The organism is Streptomyces sp. NPDC046349 (assembly GCF_055587885.1).
Genome location: NZ_JBVJFK010000009.1, coordinates 123086 through 141466, shown reverse-complemented (window position 1 = coordinate 141466; position 18381 = coordinate 123086). Strand labels below are relative to the sequence as shown.

13 protein-coding genes are annotated in these 18381 nt (G+C 72.4%); 3 read left to right on the top strand and 10 right to left on the bottom strand.

Going from position 1 to position 18381, the window contains the following annotated elements:
- Window position 1 precedes the first annotated feature (1 nt).
- The 3 genes from ACZ6JS_RS22075 (at window position 2) to ACZ6JS_RS22065 (ending at window position 5837) form a co-directional block, all read left to right on the top strand.
- Window positions 2-898, top strand: a complete 897-nt coding sequence (locus ACZ6JS_RS22075; RefSeq protein WP_469300155.1) for a geranyl diphosphate 2-C-methyltransferase — start codon at window positions 2-4, stop codon at window positions 896-898.
- 611 nt (window positions 899-1509) lie between these two features.
- On the top strand, window positions 1510-2448 hold the full coding sequence (locus ACZ6JS_RS22070) for an NAD-dependent epimerase/dehydratase family protein (RefSeq protein ID WP_469300153.1): 939 nt from the start codon (window positions 1510-1512) through the stop codon (window positions 2446-2448).
- Window positions 2449-2507: 59 nt separating this feature from the next.
- The gene (locus ACZ6JS_RS22065; RefSeq protein ID WP_469300535.1) at window positions 2508-5837 is read left to right on the top strand and encodes an aminotransferase class I/II-fold pyridoxal phosphate-dependent enzyme; all 3330 of its coding nucleotides are present in this window, start codon (window positions 2508-2510) and stop codon (window positions 5835-5837) included.
- 10 nt (window positions 5838-5847) lie between these two features.
- Here the strand turns inward: ACZ6JS_RS22065 and ACZ6JS_RS22060 are convergent, their stop codons facing one another.
- From ACZ6JS_RS22060 to ACZ6JS_RS22015, 10 genes are all read right to left on the bottom strand, one after another.
- Window positions 5848-6426, bottom strand: a complete 579-nt coding sequence (locus tag ACZ6JS_RS22060) for a toxin (protein ID WP_469300152.1) — start codon at window positions 6424-6426, stop codon at window positions 5848-5850.
- The gene (locus ACZ6JS_RS22055; RefSeq protein WP_469300150.1) at window positions 6423-6875 is read right to left on the bottom strand and encodes a helix-turn-helix domain-containing protein; all 453 of its coding nucleotides are present in this window, start codon (window positions 6873-6875) and stop codon (window positions 6423-6425) included. The genes ACZ6JS_RS22060 and ACZ6JS_RS22055 overlap by 4 nt, the downstream gene beginning before the upstream one ends.
- A gap of 300 nt (window positions 6876-7175) precedes the next feature.
- The gene (locus ACZ6JS_RS22050) at window positions 7176-8351 is read right to left on the bottom strand and encodes an MAB_1171c family putative transporter (protein ID WP_469300148.1); all 1176 of its coding nucleotides are present in this window, start codon (window positions 8349-8351) and stop codon (window positions 7176-7178) included.
- A 1-nt stretch (window position 8352) separates the two neighbouring features.
- The gene (locus ACZ6JS_RS22045) at window positions 8353-9078 is read right to left on the bottom strand and encodes a TetR/AcrR family transcriptional regulator (protein WP_469300146.1); all 726 of its coding nucleotides are present in this window, start codon (window positions 9076-9078) and stop codon (window positions 8353-8355) included.
- A gap of 227 nt (window positions 9079-9305) precedes the next feature.
- Complete coding sequence (locus tag ACZ6JS_RS22040; RefSeq protein WP_469300144.1) at window positions 9306-11861, bottom strand: discoidin domain-containing protein; 2556 nt, start codon at window positions 11859-11861, stop codon at window positions 9306-9308.
- A gap of 124 nt (window positions 11862-11985) precedes the next feature.
- On the bottom strand, window positions 11986-13635 hold the full coding sequence (locus ACZ6JS_RS22035; protein ID WP_469300142.1) for a carboxylesterase/lipase family protein: 1650 nt from the start codon (window positions 13633-13635) through the stop codon (window positions 11986-11988).
- 106 nt (window positions 13636-13741) lie between these two features.
- Window positions 13742-16126, bottom strand: coding sequence for an ATP-binding cassette domain-containing protein (locus ACZ6JS_RS22030; RefSeq protein WP_469300140.1), 2385 nt, complete (start codon window positions 16124-16126; stop codon window positions 13742-13744).
- A 91-nt stretch (window positions 16127-16217) separates the two neighbouring features.
- Window positions 16218-16631: a VOC family protein gene (locus ACZ6JS_RS22025; RefSeq protein WP_030027260.1), complete on the bottom strand. Its 414-nt coding sequence runs from the start codon at window positions 16629-16631 to the stop codon at window positions 16218-16220.
- 10 nt (window positions 16632-16641) lie between these two features.
- On the bottom strand, window positions 16642-17127 hold the full coding sequence (locus ACZ6JS_RS22020) for a helix-turn-helix domain-containing protein (protein WP_469300139.1): 486 nt from the start codon (window positions 17125-17127) through the stop codon (window positions 16642-16644).
- 109 nt (window positions 17128-17236) lie between these two features.
- Window positions 17237-18331 carry a carboxylate-amine ligase gene (locus ACZ6JS_RS22015; protein ID WP_469300137.1) on the bottom strand — a complete coding sequence of 365 codons (1095 nt, stop codon included), beginning with the start codon at window positions 18329-18331 and terminating at the stop codon, window positions 17237-17239.
- Between the last annotated feature and the right edge of the window lie 50 nt (window positions 18332-18381).

Genomic DNA, 18381 nt, shown 5'->3' with positions numbered 1-18381 from the left:
GATGGACTTATCCGTGACTAGCACCGATTTCACCGTTGCCGCCCCCACTTCCGCCTTCATCCCCGCGCCGGCGACGCCCTACCAGGGCGACATCGCCCGCTACTGGGACCACGAGGCCCGGCCGGTGAACCTGCGCCTCGGGGATGTCGACGGTCTGTACCACCACCACTACGGCATCGGTGACATCGACCACGCGGCCCTCGGGGACACCGAGGACAGCGCATACGAGAAGAAGCTGATCGCCGAGCTCCACCGCCTGGAGTCCGCGCAGGCGGACGTCCTGCTCAACCACCTCGGCTCCATCGGACGCGACGACACGCTCGTGGACGCCGGCTGCGGCCGCGGCGGCTCGATGGTCATGGCCCACCAGCGGTTCGGATGCAAGGTCGAAGGTGTCACCCTGTCGGCCAAGCAGGCCGACTTCGCGAACCAGCGGGCTCGCGAGCTCGGCATCGAGGACTCCGTGCGCGCCCGCGTCTGCAACATGCTCCACACGCCGTTCGAGACCGGGCAGGCCGCCGCCTCCTGGAACAACGAGTCGAGCATGTACGTCGACCTGCACGACCTGTTCGCCGAGCACTCCCGCGTCCTCGCCGTCGGCGGCCGCTACGTGACGATCACCGGTTGCTGGAACCCGCGTTACGGCCAGCCCTCGAAGTGGGTCTCCCAGATCAACGCCCACTTCGAGTGCAACATCCACTCCCGCCGGGAGTACATGCGGGCCATGGCCGACAACCGTCTCGTGCCGCAGGCCGTGATCGACCTGACCCCCGAGACCCTGCCCTACTGGGAGCTGCGTGCCACGTCCTCCCTGGTCACGGGTATCGAGGAGGCGTTCATCAATTCCTACAGGGACGGCTCCTTCCAGTACGTCCTGATCGCGGCCGACCGCGTCTGACACCGAAGCACGACGGCCGGGCCCGCGAGCACGGGTCCGGCCCTCCGGCGTGGCGCCCCGTCAGGGGCGCGGGAAGCGGAGGCCCGCGGAGCGCAGCCTGCCTCGGCGAGCCCGGTCAGCCGGGCGGAGAGCTGCGCCCGGTCCCGGCGATGCCCGTCGACCAAGCTGTACGGGGCGGAGGCGTTGCCCCAGGCCTGCCGGCCGACCGGATCACCCAGCAGTGCGGCTCCAGGGATCCGTCCTCGTGGAGCTCGCCGGTGTGGTTGCAGATCCCACTGGTGTGCTGCAGCAACCTCCGTACCGCCGGTCACCGGCGCGGCGCCGGCGCCGGTTCGCGTGCGTCGACGTCGTGCCGCTGCGACGAACATCCACCCTGACGCGGGGCAACCTCGACCGTGCTCCGGATCACAGGCGCCGCGGCCGAGCGGTGCCGGGCGCCGGGGCCGGGAGCCGGACGGGTCCTGGCCAAATTCGCCGCAGCGCAATCCGGCCGCCCTCCGTGCCCCTGCGCCGAGAGGCCTTGCCGATCAACGGGCCAGTTCCGGTCGGCGATTGACCTGTACCAGCCAAACTTGGAAGAGATCGATCCGCTCTCGCGCTACTGTGCGCCCGTGAGTCTTCATGTGGTCGTGGGTTTCGGACCCGCAGGCGCCGCCACCGCCCGTTTGCTGGCAGAGCAGGGACATTCCGTACGGGTCGTCACCAGGACGGGCAGAAGCCCGGAACCGGGGATCGAGCACCTCGCCCTCGACGCGACGGACGGGGAGCGGCTGGCCGCCGCCGCACGCGGCGCAGCGGCGATCCACCACTGCGCCGCGCCGCCCTATCACCGCTGGGTCCGGGCATGGCCGCCGCTCGTCTCCTCGGTCTGCGCCGCGGCCGAGGCCACCGGGGCCGTACTGGTCATGCTGGGCAACCTCTACGGCTACGGGCCTGTGGACGGACCGATGACCGAGGAGCTGCCGCTCGCGGCGACCGGCCCCAAGGGCCGTGTCCGCGCCGCCGCCTGGGAACAGATCCGGGCACGGCACGAGCAGGGCCGCATCCAGGCGGTCGAGGTGCGCGCCAGCGACTTCTTCGGGCCGGGCGTCGCCGACGGCGGGCACCTCGCCGGCCGGGTCGTACCGGCGCTGCTGCGCGGCAAGCCGGTCTCCACGCTGGGGGACCCGGACGCCCCGCACAGCTGGACCTACCTCCCCGACGTGGCCGCGGCGATGGCCGAGGTCGCGGCCGAGGAGCGGGCCTGGGGGCGCCCCTGGCACGTCCCGACCCAACCCGCGCGGTCCGTCCGGGAGATGGCCGACCGGCTCGCCGCGGAAGCGGGAACCGGGCCCGCTGTGGTGCGCAGGATCCCTCCGGCCGTACTGGCCCTCGGAGGACTCTTCTCCCCACTGCTGCGCGAACTGAAGGAGATCCGCTACCAGTTCGACGGCCCCTTCACGGTCGATTCGAGCGCCTACGAGGCCGCGTTCGCGGTGCGCGCCACTCCCGTCGACGAACAGGTCAAGGCCACGCTCGACTGGTGGCGCGCGCGACCGACGTCCGGGTGACGCCCGTGACAGGGACGCAGAAGCCGGGGGAGCAGCACGAGGCCATAGCCGTCGTGGGAATGGCCTGCCGGTTCCCGGGAGCCCGGAACCTGAACGAGTACTGGCGGCTCCTGACGGCCCCGAAGCCACAGTTCTCCGCCATCCCCGACACCCGCTGGCGCAGCGCCGCCTTCCTCACCGGCGACTTCCGCGACACGTCGTCGACCTACACCGACACCATGGCGCTGCTGCCGGATGTGGGCCACTTCGACGCGGCGCACTACGGCATCCCGCCGCGCCGGGCCGCCGCGATGGACCCCCAGCACCGGCTGCTGATCGACCTGACCCGTGAGGCGATCCAGGATGCGGGGTGGGAGGCGGACGGCTTCGACCGCGAGGAGACCTCCGTGATCACGGCCCTCACCGAGAGCGGCTACCGCGAGCTCAGCACCATGCGGATACGGATGCGCCAGCTGGCCGGCGGCGAGTTCGGAACCCGGGCGACGGACTCCGGCTGGCAGGAGACCGTACGCGCCGTCAGCGGGCTGCACGGCACGTCCGTGGCCGGGCTCCTGCTCAACATGGGACCCAACACCATCAGCTCGGTCTTCGACCTGCACGGCGAGAGCTACGCACTGGACTCCGCGTGCTCCGGCGGACTCATGGCCGTCGCCAACGCGGTCCACGCGCTGCGCGCCGGTCGCTCCCGCATCGCGATCGCCGGTGGCGCCCAGCTGATTCTCGCCCCGGACCTGCTGGTCGGGCTGTGCAGGATAGGCGCCATCTCGCGCAGCGGCAGATGCCTGCCCTTCGGGGCGGACGCCGACGGTTTCGTCCTGGGGGAGGGCGCCGGGGTGCTGGTGCTGCGGCCGCTGACGGACGCGCGGGCGGCCGGCGACCGCGTCTACGCCGTGATCCGCGGCGTGGGCACGGCCAACGACGGCACCGTGCAGGGCGGCATGCACCCCCGGGCCGGCGGCCAGCTCAGAGCCCTGCGCCGGGCGTACCGCGACGCGGGCCTGTCCCCGGGCGCGGTGGGATACCTGGAGGCTCACGGCACCGGAACCTCCGTCGGCGACCCCGTCGAGCTCGAGGTCCTGCGCGAACTGCGGGGTGAGGACGCGGCCCCCGCCCACCTCGGGGCGGTCAAGGCCGTGGTCGGGCACTCGCTCAACTCCGCGGGACTGGCCGGGCTCGTCAAGTCGGTGCTGGCCGTGCAGCGGGGGGTGATCCCGCCGCAGCCGGAGTTCGGCCTCGCCGACACCGCCGCCCTCGACGCCGCGCGGCTGACCGTCGCGACGACACCGGTCGCGTGGCCCGCGAGCGACCTGCCCCGCCGGGCCGGGGTGAGCGCCTTCGGTTTCGGCGGCACCGGCGTCCACCTGGTCGTGGAGGAGGCCCCCGCTCCACCGCTGCGCTCTGCACCGGCCGGGGAACCCTATGAGCTGGTCCTCACGGCACGCGACCGGGCCGGGCTGGTCCGGTACGCCCGGGACGTGGCACGGACCATCACCGAGGACGGGCCGCCGCTGGCCCGGGTCGCGGACACGCTGGCCCGCCGCAGTCCCCTGCGGGAGCGCCTCGCCCTCATGGCGCGGGACTCGGCCGAGGCGGCCTCCCGGCTGACCGTGGCGGCCTCGGCGCTGGAGGCCGGCCGTGCCGTGGAGTCCGGACCCGCGCCGACGCCGGCCGAACCACCCGCGGCGGGGCGCACACCCCCGTGCACCCTGCCGCCGAGTCCGCTCGCCCCGCGCCGACACTGGGTCGTGGACGACGCGGAGCGCGAGGCGGGGGAGGCGGCCGTGTCGGCCCCGACGGAGGCGCCCGCCCCGACGGAGGCGCCCGCCCCGACGGAGGCGCCGGCCCCGTCCGCCGCGCCCGCCGCTGCCGCCTCCTCCGCCGCGTCCGGCGAGGACGCTGTGTCCATCGTGCTCGAAGAGGTGTCGCGGACCGGGGTGTTCCCCCTCGCGGACCTGGGCGAGGGCATGACGCTGGTGGCCGGTCTCGGCTTCGACTCCCTCATGCTCCAGGAACTGGCGGTCAACATCGGCAAGCGGGCGCCCGGATTCCGCTCCGAGGACCTGTTCGCGCCGGGACTCACCGTCGGCGGGCTGATCGCGCTGCTCGATCCGGACCGGCCACGGCCTGCCGCGCCCGGCCGTTTGCCGTCCCGGGAGGCGCGGGCCGCCGAGTGGGGCACCGAGACCGCGAGCGTCGACGACTTCCCGGAGGTCGCCCTCTTCGAGGAGCGCCTGGCCGCCGTCACCGCCGGCGGCGCCGATTTCCCGTACTTCCGCGTCCACGAGGGCACCATCCGCGACACCACGGTGATCGGCGACCGCTCGTACCTGTCCTTCGGCAGCTACAACTACCTGGGGATATCGGGCCATCCTGCGGTCAACGAAGCCGTGCACCGGGCCGTGGAGCGGTACGGGACCTCCGTCTCCGCGAGCCGTGCGCTCTCGGGTGAACGGGGACTGACGGTCCGTCTCGAACGCGCCCTGGCCGGCTTCCTCGGGGTCGGGGACTGCCTCACACTGGTCAGCGGCCATGCCACCAACGTCACCGCGATCGGGCACCTCGTCGGCGCGGGGGACCTCGTCCTGCACGATGCGCTGGCCCACGACAGCATCCTCCAGGGCTGCGCCCTGTCCGGGGCGGCACGCAGGCCGTTCGCCCACAACGACAGCGGTGCCCTGGAACACCTGCTGCGGATCAACCGGTCCCGCTTCCGCCGGGTACTGGTCGTCGTCGAGGGCGCCTACAGCATGGACGGCGACCTGGTCGACCTGCCCGCCGTGATCGAGCTGAAGAAGCGCTACGGCGCCCTGCTGATGGTCGACGAGGCGCACAGCATCGGCACCGTGGGCGAACACGGCCGGGGCGTGGGGGAGTTGTTCGGTGTCGACCGGTCCGATGTGGACCTCTGGATGGGCACCCTCTCCAAGTCCTTCGCCAGTTGCGGGGGGTACCTCGGCGGCTCGGCCCGCATGGTGCGCTGGCTGCGGCACACCCTCCCGGGCTTCGTCTACAGCGTGGGCCTGACCCCGGCCAACGCGGCCGCCGCACTGGCCGCCACCGAGCTGATCGCCTCCGAACCCCATCGGGTGCGCGCGCTCAGGCGCAACGCCGCACTCTTCCTCGGCCTTGCCGCGGCGGCCGGTCTGCCGACCGGCTCCAGCGCCGGCACCCCCATCGTGCCGGTCGTCCTCGGCGACTCGGCGCGGACCCTGCGCGTCGCGGACCGGCTGTTCGCGCGCGGGGTCATCGCCGACCCGATCTTCCACCCCGCCGTGGAGGAGGGCCTGTCGAGGCTGCGGTTCTTCCTCACGAGCGAGCACCGCGAGGACGACGTCCGCCGGGCCGTCACCGTCCTGGCCGAGGAGGTGGCGGCTGCCGCCCGGTCCTGAGCCGGCCATGTCAGAACAGCGTGCGTTCGATGCGGCTGAGCATGGCAGTCGTCCCCGGATCCCCGGCCGCTCCCGTCTCGCCGGAGGGGGCGGCGCCGTCGCGGCCCTCGGCGGCGCCCATCCGCTGGGAGAGCAGGTAGGCGATGATCTCCGCCTCCTGCTCCTGCACGTCGTCGTAGGCCGCTCGCAGGAGCATGTCGCGGACGAGTTCGGGGTCGAGGTTGGGGAAGAGCAGACGGGCGGCCGCCTCGTCCAGCCCGCCGGCCCCGCGATGGCAGCAGATGATGTGGCCCAGCTCGTGCAAGATGATGTGCTCCTGATGCGCGCTGGTGGTGTTGGCATCGTAGAAGATGAGGTCCTCGTCGCGGGCGGCGACCCACATGCCGCACGGGTGCGACGAGGGCATCTGCATCGGTACCAGGATGATGGGGCGGCCCCGCGCTTCACCGAGGTGGCGGCACAGTTCGGCCACGTCGGTCGCCTTCGGCAGGTCGAGTTCGGCGATCCGCTCCGCACCGGCCTTCCGGAGCTTCTTGAGCTGCGTGCGGCGGTCCTGGCCGGCCGACCGCTCTCTCCTGGCGCCCCTCATTCGGTGCCGGAGGGGTCGTCGACCGGCGGGAGCCCCTGCAACTGCCGGTACTGGTCCATGATGGCCGTGATGGCCTGGAGGTTCTCCTTCTTCATACCGGCCGCCCGCATCGCCACGGCGCGGACTCCGGACTGCCGCAGCGCCTCGACCGCGGCGAGCTCGCTGAGGACCGACCGGGCGACCTTGTCGTCGAAGAAGTACGCGACGGAGACGCCGAAGAAGCGGGCGAGGGCGGCGAGGAGGTCGGGTGAGGGATTGGAGCGCTTCCCCGTCCGCAGCTGCGACAAGTACACACCCCCGACCTTGAGTTCGGGGCTGGCCCGCTTCAGTTCCTCCGCCACCTCGGCGTTGGTCCAGTGCTTGCCCTTGGGGCGCACCGTCTTGAAAAGGTCGTCGAGACGCACTGCGAGCAGGGGCCGGTCATCGCCCCCGGTCTCGGTCTCCGTCATGGTGAACCTTCCTCCCGTCACCTCCTCGGTATAGCCCTTGGCTATACGTCAGTTTCCCAGAATAGCGGTCAGTTGACAATTGGCCTGGACTCCGCCAACGTTGGGTCTCGCCGATAGCTGTCAGCTAACGCGACTCACGGGGGAAACGGGGTCGGGTTGCTGCGGAAAATCGGACTGGCCCGGCCCTCGGGGGATGGGCCGGGCCAGTCCGGGCGGAAGCCACCCGTCCGGCCCGATGAAACACGGGGGAACGGGAGTGCCCGCCCGGTTTGACGGGGGATGCAAACCGGGCGGGAGCTCTCAACTCGCCTTGCTGAGCTTACTGTAGGCGGCGGCAACCTGGGTGAGCCAGGCGACTTCCGCCACGAAGTTGTCCGTGTCGCGGTCGTCGAAATCGCCGGCGTCCTTGCTGTGGTCGGGGACGATGCCGGTCCGCTTCGCCTGCAGAGCCTGTCTGATCTGCGCCGCTTCCGCGAAGGCCTGCCGCAGCTCCGCGCCGGCCTCTCCGTTCGCCCCACCGCCCGTCTGCCGGCCCGCGGCGCCTGCCGCGTTGGTCTCCCGGTCGATGTAGGGGCGCAAGTCGCGCCAGCCGTCGCGGATCTCGACCACCCGGCGGTGCAGGCGGTAGTTGAGGTCGGACACCGATGACCCCGGGGGTTCCAGCGCGATGTCCGGCGAAGCCTCGTACAGGTCCCGCCACAGCGGGTGCAGCGCCCGGTAGGAGCGGTAGCTGCGGGCCCACTCCGTGAGCCGGGAAACCGGCGGCCCCCAGAGGGAGTTGATCAGGCTGAGGGAGAGGATCACGATCCCCGAGGCACTGAAGACGTTCGAGGCGAGCTTCCAGGCGCCGATGTCCACGCCGGCCGCCGCGGTCAGGATGTTGACCGTACGGGCCGTGCAGTAGAGGAACAGCACCACGGCGGCGACGGACAGCATCCGCAGGGCCTGCCGCAGCGAGGCGTTGTCCGTCATCCGGGCGTACGGGCCGCACTGGCGGTAGATCGTCACGCACGGCACGGCCTGGGACACGATGAACACCAGGAGGTAGGTGAGGAGCAGCGGCCTGCTGGTGCCGTCGAAGTCGGAGGTGGGCCGGCCGGGGCCGTCCGCGAGGAAGAACAGGACCGTCAGCAGCACGTCCAGGACGATGCCGGTGATCAGCCAGTAGCGGGTCCCGCGGGCCGCCGCCTCGTCCGTGGCCGCCCATCGCAGCAGGATGATCTGCGCCGCGACGCAGAAGGCCACCGCTGCCAGGTGCATGATGAGGATGGCCAGGTTGCCCACGCCGAGGAAGCTTCCGCCGCCCATGGCCACGGCGCCCATGGTGAACGTGAGGCACTGGAGCAGCAGGGTGGCGATCAGCGCGCGGTAGGCGCCGTCCCGCCAGCTGCGCCGGGCCTGGGAGAGGCGGTAGAAGAGCGCGGCGTAGGAGGAGAGGGCCGCTATCGCGAAACAGAGGGTCCTGATGGCGGTCACGTCAGCGGTCGCCCTCGCAGAAGGGGACCTCGAGTCCGACGGTCTCGGCCGCGACGGCGACGGCGTGGTCGAAGTAGGCCGCCTCGTCCCGGACGCTGTCGTGCGTCCGGCTGAAGACCTGGAACACCAGCAGCCCGATCAGGCTGCTCCACAGGACGATGCCCCGTTCGACGATGTCCGAGAAGGGAGCCTCGGGCGCACCGCCGAAGAGCTCCAGGGCCTCCGGCCGCAGCAGCCCGCCGGGCAGTGTCCGCCGGGGCGGGGTGAGTTCGCCGGCCTCCAGCGCCGACCGCAGGATGCCGGCCAGGACCGCAGGGGTGCGAGAGGCGGGCGGGACGGTGTCCTGCGGGGCGTGGTAGCCCGGTACGGGCGATCCGTAGATCAGCGTGAAATCCGCCGGGTTGGCGAAGGACCACTCCCGCAGGGCCCGGGAGGCCGCGAGGAGCCTGGCACCCGCCGTCGCACCGGCGTCGGCGGCGGCCCGGTCGGCTCGCTCCATCGCCGCACCGGAGGCATCGTAGGCGTCCACGACCAGCGCGGTCAGCAGGTCGTCCCGGTGCGGGAAGGCGGCTTTCACAGCCGTGCCGGGGAGACCGCTGTCGCGGGCCACGACGTCGAGGGACAACCCCGACGCCCCCCGTTCCGCCAGTTGTCTGCGTGCGGTTGCCATGACCACCGCCGGCAGTGCCGCGCCGTCGTCGCTCGGGTTCGTTGTGGAGTCGTCCATGCCGGAACCGTACCCGCGGGCGAGCGCGCGAGGAGACCGGTCGCCCGAACACCCGTGCCATCCGCCGTGATCCGGCCACGACGTTCGTGCGGAAGTCCGGTAAGGATCACATGCCGGGGTGGCGGTGCGTGCACCGACCGACGAGCCGAGGCCCCGGGACGGGTGTCCCCGGGCCTCGGCTCCGGCGCCGCCGTCCGCCCCACCGGGCCGGGCGACGCACTTCCGGATCAGGAAACGGTGACGAACTGCCCGATGCTCGGAACCCCTTGCGCGTCGAGGGCGAAGAGCATGTACGTCCCCGGCAGCACAACGCCGGTGTCCGCCGGGATCGACACGGTGTACGTGCCGGTCCCCGCCGTCGTGGACACGAGCGGCACCCGCCGCTGGTCGTTGTCCGTGGAGTGGGTCGCGGCCGCGGCCCGCATCAGGACGAACGACGCCACGGAGGCCCCGGTGCTCACCGTCAGCTGCGTGCCGGGGGCCGCCCTCGGGGGCACACCCCCGGTGATGACGGGTCGCGGCTTGGGCGAACCGTCCGCGTTGAGCAGGTAGGGCGGAGTGAAGACCGCCCCGTCGGGATGGTTGGTCGCGCAGTCGCCGCACAGGCCGCCGCCACCGGAGAAGACCCGGCCGTCCGGCAGCAGGTTGGCCACACTGTGGTAGTTGCGCGGGACGGCCATGGAGGCGAGCGGGGTGAACCTGCCGGTCACCGGGTCCCAGAGCTCGGGTGTCAGAACCGACGTGGCGTCGCTGAAGGGCACCGGGCGGGCCTGGCCGCCGAAGACCGCCACCTTGCCGTCCGGCAGGACGACGCTGTTGCTGAACGCGCGCGGGTGCTCCATGTCCCCGGTGCGGGCCGCCTGGACCTGGCTGCCCGAGATGCTTACGGTGTACGCCCGCTGCGTGGCGGGGGAGTCCTGGTAGGCCGGCGAGCCTCCCAGTGTGACCAGCTTGCCGATGTCGTACGGCACGGCGTTGCCGGTCATCGCGTCCTGGCTGTCGGCCCGGGTGCCGGCCGGGGTGATGGCGCCCCGGCCGCTGGTGGAGATCCAGTTCATCTGCTTGCTCGGGCCCAACTGGAGGACCTTGCCGCCCGAAGTGGCGTGCAGCCACATGTGGTTGTCGGCGCGGTAGGCGCCGGCCGGATCGGCCGTCAGTGCCTGCGACGCGGGAACGCCCGGGAGGTTGCGCCACGTACGGGTGTCCGGCGACCAGACCTCACCGGCCTTGTCGGTGCTCGCGTCCCCGCTCCAGGACCCGCCGAGGACGAAGGCCTCGCCGGTGGAGAGCAGGGTCATGGCCTGGTAGCCGCGGGCCGTGTTCATGCTGGTGGTCGTGGACCAGGAGTCGGTGGCCGGGTCGTAGATGCTGGCCTTCTCCGCGTTGCTGCCGCCGGTGACCAGCACCCGGCCGTCGGCCAGCATGGCTATGCCGGGACAGAACATGTCGTGGCCGGTGTTGTCGATGCGGCGCTGGGTGACCTTGCCCGTCCTCAGGTCCAGGATCGCCGTCTGCGTGTAGCCGTTGCTGCCGCCGAAGCGGTCGACGGCGTACGCGGACCACGCGAGCAGCTTGTCCCCGGGCAGGGCGGCGGTGGCCACCGGCACCAGCGGGAAGCCGATGATCCTGCCCCAGGACCCGTGCACGGCGGGGCTGGCCGGCCCGCTCAGGCGTATCTCCCCCGCGGAGGTCCACGGCCCGCGGCCGCCGGCCTCGGTGGTCACGGTGAGGCGTACGTAGCGCGCGTGCTCGGCGCGGGTGAAGGTGGCGGTCTTGACGGTGTCGTCGTCCCGCCAGGTGCCCGACGCCACCGCGGCGCCGAAGGAGATGCCGTCGGTGCTGGTCGCGACGGTGTACGCGCCCGCCCGCCCGTTGGGCCCGTTGCCGCGGGGATGGTAGACGAGGGCGGAGACGACCGCGGTGCGGTGCATGTCGAGGGTGATGCTGTGCGGCAGGGGAGCGGCGGGGGCGGTCCACTTGCTGTGCCAGATGGTGTTGTCGTCGCCGTCGAGCACGTTGGCGGCGCGGCCGTTCTCGCCGGTGGTCTCCTCGTCGCTCGCCGTCGCCGTCCACCCGCCCCGGGGCAGGTCGACCGTCGCGGCGGGGGTGCCGGGATCGCCCAGCAGGTTGATCTCGGCGGCGGAGGTCCAGGGCCCGCGGTTGCCGGCCTCGGTGACCGCCGTCAGCCGTACGAAGCGGGCGCCCGTCGGGGCGAAACCGAGGGTCTTGGCCGTGGCGTCGTCGGCGAGGGTTCCCGTGGCGACGGGGGCGCCCCAGTTCTGGCCGTCCGGGCTGACGCTGATTGCGTACTCGCCGACGCGCCCGTTGGACCCGCCCGCGCGCGGTCGGTAGACGAGGGCGGAGACGACCGCGGTGCGGTGCATGTCGAGGGTGATGCTGTGCGGCAGGGGAGCGGCGGGGGCGGTCCACTTGCTGTGCCAGATCGTGTTGTTGTCACCGTCGAGCACGTTGGCGGCGCGGCCGTTCTCGCCGGTGGTCTCCTCGTCGCTCGCCGTCGCCGTCCACCCGCCCCGGTCGAGGACGGGAGCCGCGGGCTCCATGGCGTTCGCCGGCGCGATGCCGTGGTGCGGCGACTGCACCGCCGCCTGCTGATCGGTGGGCACGGGCGCCGCCCGCGGCCCCGGGACGCGGCCGGCCGCCGCGGTGCTCGTGACCCCGAGCCAGGGTGTGAGGCCGACCAGCAGGGAGCCGAGGGCGAAGACTATGAGCAGGTGGGGGCGGCGTAACGGGCGGGAGAGCGCGAAGGAGCGCCTGGACTGCAATCTGACCTCCTGGGGCGAACTGATGAGCCCCGTAGAACATAGCCAGCGCAGGGACAACTCGTCCGCGAACAGGGAGAGTTGGCCCGAACCTGTGCGGCAGGGCCGGCGGGTGTGCCGGACCGCGTCAGGAAAGGCCGTCCCAGAAGCCGAGGCGGTGCTCCCGGCGGTAGTCGACGGGAGCGATCCGCCGCGGTGCCAGGGACTGCGTGTACGGCCGGTCCACGCGGTGGGGCTGCCAGTCGGGCAGGCCCGCCCCCCGCGGCGCACCGGTACGGGCGAACGCCGCCCAGTAGCCGGTCATCGCGGCCGACAGCCGGCGCTGTTCCGCGGTGAACCGCGGCTCGGCGGCCTCGTCCTCGAACAGGTACGGGACGTCCCCGGCGTGGAAGGCCCCGAAGGCGAAGCCGGCCCGCAGCGGGAGGAACATCGGCGCGCCGCGGTCCGCGAACTCGTAGGCGTACACGGGCACGTACGGCGCGAGCGCGTCATGCTGGGCCTGCGTGCCGCGCGCCCACATCCGGTCGGTGACCACCGCGGCCCACGCCAGAGCCGGGGAAGCGAAGGCATCCGGCGGGTACGCCGCACGCACCCGCGCCGCGGACGCCGCGCCGAACGCGGTCCGCAGCGAGCGGTCGTAGTCCGCTTCGGTGAAGGGCCTCCCGGCCGCGTCGTACGACATTGCCACGAAGACGCGGTGCTCGTCGCGGGTGGCGCCCGACAGGACGGGCACCTTGTGGAACCGTCCGGCCCGCAGCGCCGCAGGCGGCAGCTCGGGCAGGGTGGCGTTGCCGTACCCCAGCGCCTGGAAGGCGTTCATGACGTACGGCACCTCCAGGATCCTGCGGACGGGCAGGGCGCGCAGGCAGGCCAAGGTGCCCTCCGGGCGGTCGTCACCGCAGCCCAGGGACGCCGTCACCGCCGTGGTGATGTCCTCCATCTCCCGCCCGGTCCGCCACACGTACCACGGATATCCCGGTACGCCCGGCCCCATCGCACCGGGCGGCATGTCCATCGCGCCCTCGCCGCTCGCCATGACCGCGCGGTGGAACAGCCCCGCGGAGGCGGGCGACGTCAGATGCCCGGCGACGGCCGACGCCCCGAAGGACACGCCCGCGACGGTGACGTTGCCCGGATCCCCGCCGAAGGCCCGCGCGTTCCTCCGCACCCAGGCCAGCGCCGCCCGCTGGTCCTGCAGACCGAACGTGCCGGAGCCCTCCAGGCCCGGCAGGGCCAAGCCGCCGAAGACGCCGAGCCGGTAGTTGACGGTGACGACCACCAGGCCGCGCGCGGCCAGCCGGCGGCCGTCGAAGAAGGAGCCGCCGCCCACGGAGCCGTCCCCGTGGATCCAGACAAGTACGGGGGCCGGCCGGCCCCGGTCCGCCGCGGGCGGCGTGGTCACGTTCAGGACCAGGCAGTCCTCCTCGGTACTGGAGATCGGGGCGTACGGCGAGGCGACCTGCGGGCACAGCGGCCCCGGCGAGGTCGCGTCCCGGACCCCCTTCCACGGCGGTACGGGACGGGGCGGCGCCCACCGGTGCCGCCCCTTAGGGGCGCCCGCGTACGGGATGCCCCGGAAGAGGAGGTGCGGACCCGACCGCACACCGCGCACCGCTCCGGCGTCCGTGCGGACCCTCTCGCCGACCGGCGCCGGTCCCGGCCGCCCGGCGCAGCCGAGCGGCGCGTACCCCGCGGCGGCCAGCGCCAGGGCGCACACCGTGAGGAGGGACCGGCGGGCGGGAAGCCGGCCGGCTGATCCGCGAAGCGTCACCGTCACCCGGCAAGCCTTCCGCGCACCGGCCCCTCCCGCGCGCGTACGCACCGTACGCGACCTGATCGGACGCGGGCCCCGCGGTCACGGCGCCGCGGAGCCCACCAGGCGGTCAGGCCCCGACGTAGGCCGCGAGGTGCTCCCCGGTGAGGGTGGAACGGTCGGCGACAAGATCGGCGGGGGTGCCCTCGAAGACGATCCGGCCGCCGTCGTGGCCCGCGCCGGGACCGAGGTCCACGATCCAGTCGGCGTGCGCCATGACGGCCTGGTGGTGCTCGATGACGATGACCGACTTGCCCGAGTCGACGAGCCGGTCGAGCAGGCCGAGGAGCTGCTCGACGTCGGCGAGGTGGAGTCCCGTGGTCGGCTCGTCGAGGACGTAGACCCCGCCCTTGTCGGACATGTGCGTGGCCAGCTTCAGCCGCTGCCGCTCACCCCCGGACAGCGTCGTGAGCGGCTGGCCGAGGCTGACGTAGCCCAGCCCGACGTCGGAGAGCCGGTCGAGGATGCGGTGCGCCGCCGGCGTGGCCGCCTCACCGGACCCGAAGAACTCCAGGGCCTCGGTCACCGGCATCGCGAGCACCTCGCTTATGTCGCGGCCACCCAGGTGGTAGTCCAGCACCGACGCCTGGAACCGCTTCCCCTCGCAGTCCTCGCACGTGGTCGCGACACCGGCCATCATCGCCAGGTCGGTGTACACGACTCCCGCGCCGTTGCAGGTGGGGCAGGCACCCTCCGAGTTGGCGCTGAACAGGGCGGGCTTGACGCCGTGCGCCTTCGCGAAGGCCTTGCGGATCGGGTCGAGCAGACCCGTGTAGGTCGCCGGGTTGCTGCGCCGGGACCCGCGGATCGCGCCCTGGTCGATCGACACGAGACCCTCGCCGGCCGGGATCGAACCGTGGATCAGCGAACTCTTTCCCGAGCCGGCGACCCCCGTGATGACGGTGAGGACGCCCAGCGGGATGTCGACGTCGACGTTGCGCAGGTTGTGCGTCGTGGCGCCGCGGATCTCGAGTCGGCCGGTGGGCTCGCGCACCGTCTTCTTCAGGGCCGCCCGGTCGTCGAAGTGCCGGCCGGTGATGGTGCCGCCCTTGCGCAGCCCGTCGACGGTGCCCTCGAAGCAGACGCTGCCGCCCGCCGTGCCGGCGCCGGGGCCGAGGTCGACGACGTGGTCGGCGATCGCGATCGTCTCCGGCTTGTGCTCCACCACGAGCACCGTGTTGCCCTTGTCCCGCAGCCGCAGCAGCAGGCCGTTCATGCGCTGGATGTCGTGCGGGTGCAGGCCGGTGGTGGGCTCGTCGAAGACGTACGTGGTGTCGGTGAGGGAGGACCCGAGGTGGCGGATCATCTTGACGCGCTGCGCCTCGCCGCCGGAGAGCGTGCCCGCGGGACGGTCGAGGGAGAGGTAGCCGAGCCCGATCTCGACGAACGATTCGAGGGTGTGGTGGAGCGTCGCGAGCAGCGGCGCCACGGAGGGCTCGTCGAGGGAGTCGACCCATGCGGCCAGGTCGCTGATCTGCATCGCGCACGCGTCGGCGATGCTGATCTTCTTGATCTTCGATGACCGGGCCGCCGCGGTGAGCCGGGTGCCGTCGCAGTCCGGGCAGGTGGTGAAGGTGACCGCCCGGTCCACGAACTCCCGGATGTGCGGCTGCATCGACTCCCGGTCCTTGGCGAGCATGGACTTCTGGATCCGGGGGACGAGGCCCTCGTAGGTCATGTTGATGCCCGCGATCTTCATCCTGACCGGCTCGCGGTGGAGGAAGTCGTGCAGCTCCCTCTTGGTGTACTTGCGGATCGGCTTGTCGGGGTCGTAGAGACCCGACTCGCTGTAGAGCCGGTAGCTCCAGCCACCCGGCTTGTAGCCGGGGACGGTGAGCGCGCCGTCGTTCAGCGACTTGGAGTCGTCGTAGAGCTGCGTGAGGTCGAGGTCGGTGACCGAGCCCCGGCCCTCGCAGCGCGGGCACATGCCGCCGGTGATGCTGAAGGAGCGGCGCTCCTTCACGGTCTGGCCGCCGCGCTCCACGGTGACCGCACCCGCGCCGCTGATGGAGGCGACGTTGAAGGAGAACGCCTTCGGGGAGCCGATGTAGGGCTTGCCGAGCCGGCTGAACAGGATGCGCAGCATCGCGTTGGCGTCGGTCGCGGTGCCGACCGTCGAGCGGGGGTCGCCGCCCATCCGCTGCTGGTCGACGATGATCGCGGTGGTCAGCCCGTCGAGCACGTCGACCTCGGGCCGCGCCAGCGTGGGCATGAAGCCCTGGACGAAGGCGCTGTACGTCTCGTTGATCAGCCGCTGCGACTCCGCGGCGATCGTGTCGAAGACCAGCGAGCTCTTGCCCGAGCCGGAGACCCCGGTGAACACCGTCAGCCGGCGCTTGGGGATCTCGATGCTGACGTCCTTGAGGTTGTTCACGCGGGCACCGTGCACGCGGATCAGATCGTGACTGTCGGCAGCGTGCCGGCCGGGGGGCTGCGTGCTCTTCCTCGTGGCCATGCTTGACGTGTCTCCATCCATGGGGCGGGCCGGGGGTCACGGGCACGCCGGGTCACGCGAACGTGACCGCGGCCCGTGGGGGAAGGGGTTCCTACTGCTTGCGGGGCTGGTTGAAGCGGAGCATGTTGCCGGCCGGGTCGCGGAAGGCGCAGTCGCGGACACCGTAGGGCTGGTCGATGGGCTCCTGCATGACCTCTCCGCCGGCGGCCCGGATGCGTTCGAAGGTGGCGTCGACGTCGTCGGTGGAGAAGATCACGCCGCGCAGCATGCCCTTGGCCAGCAGCTCGGCCATCGCCTGCCGGTCCGCGGCGGGCGCGCCGGGATCGGCGAGCGGCGGTTCGAGGACGATCTCGACGTCCTGCGAGGGCGAGCCGACGGTCACCCAGCGCATCCCCTCGAACCCGACGTCGTTGCGTACCTCCAGGCCGAGGACGTCGCGGTAGAACGCGATCGCCTTGTCGTGGTCGTCGACTGCGATGAAGCACTGCGAGAGGTTGATGTTCATGGCTCCGACGCTACGAGGCGCCCGTCGATTTCGCTTCTCCATTCCTGATCGGATCCTCGACCGGCTCACCGCCTCTGTTCGGCTCACCGCCCCTGTTCGGCTCACCGCCCCTGACCGGTCGCGTCATGTACTTGGCGACGCACGCCGGGATGGCCTCGCCCGCCTCGTGCGCGCGGGCCCGGTACGCGCTCGGGCTCTCGCCGACCAGCTCGGCGAAACGCGAGCTGAAGGACCCCAGCGAGGTGCTCCCCACGGCGAAGCACACGTCCGTCACGCTCATGTCCCCCCTGCGCAGCAGCGCCTTCGCGCGCTCGACGCGGCGCGTCATCAGATAGCTGTACGGGCTCTCCCCGAAGGCGGCGCGGAAGCTGCGGGAGAAGTGCCCCGGCGACATCAGGGCGACCTTCGCGAGCGCCGGTACGTCCAGGGGCTCCGCGTAGTCGCGGTCGATCACGTCCCGGGCACGGCGCAGCCTCACCAGGTCTTCCAGGGTCATGCGTCCCAGCATCGCACGGTGCGAACCGCGGGCCCGGCGCCGGCCCGACACCGCCGTGGCTCCTGCCAGGCCTGCGGCCCCGGCATCGTCGCCGTGGCGGTCCCGGGCCTCAGCCGGACGGGGAGTCGCCCACGATCAGGCTCCGCAGGGCCGGCATGCCGCCCTCCCGCAGGGCGCGGCGCTGCCGGTCGGCCGGCGTCCCCTCCTGGAGGAGCCGGTGCACGAGCGACGAGACCTCACGTTCGTCGCCGGACTCGGACAGCGCCGGAGCGACGTGGGCGAGCAGGGAGTACAGCACGTCCCCGCTGCTGCGGCAGCGCCCGTCGGGGTCGACCAGCGTGGAGTTCAGGCCGTGCCGGGCCGCGTGCCAGTTGGCGGCCTGCAGCAGCTCCGGCCGGCACCGGGTCGGTGCGGCCCCGGCCTTCTCCTCGGCGAGGGCGACCGCGACGAGCGCCCGTACCAGGCCGGCCAGCATCACCGCGTCGTCGGCACGCAACTGCACGTCCAGACACCGCACCTCGATGGTCGGGAAGCGGTCGGAGAGCCGCGCCTGCCAGTACAGCTGGCCCCGGTCGGCGATCACCCCGGAGCCGACCAGGGCGTCGACGCGCCGCTCGTAGTCGTCGAGCCCGTCGAAGTACGGCGGCGGGCCGCTGACCGGCCAGCGGCCGAAGACGATCGTGCGCCAGCTCGCGAAGCCGGTGTCCTTGCCGTCCCACAGGGGAGAGTTCGCCGACATGGCCAGCAGCGTCGGGAGCCACACCCGGATGCGGTTGAGCACCGCGACCCCGGTCGCCGGATCGGGCACCCCCACGTGGACGTGCATGCCGTTGATCAGCTGCTCGTCCACCAGCTGCCGCGCCTGGCCCTCCATCCTGAGGTACCTGGGCTTGCGGGTGACCGGCACCGCCGACGCGTCCCGCAGCGGTGCGGTCGCCGCCATGGCGACGCGGCAGCCGTGTTCCTCGGCGGCGGACGCGACGGCGTGCCGCAGCCGCAGCAGGTGCCCGCCCACCTCCTCCAGTTCCGTGCAGACCGGTGTGGCGACTTCGACCTGCGCCTGCAGCAGCTCGTCCTGGACTTCGCCGTCCTCCGCGATCGGCCCGAGCCCGGCCGCCCTGCGTACGTACTCGGCCCCGGGGACCGGCAGCACCGTCACCGGGTCCACCAGCAGGTATTCCTCTTCGACGCCGAATGTGATCACCCGGTGCGGTTACCCCGGGATCGCCCTGATCATCCGCCGCCTGCGCCGAC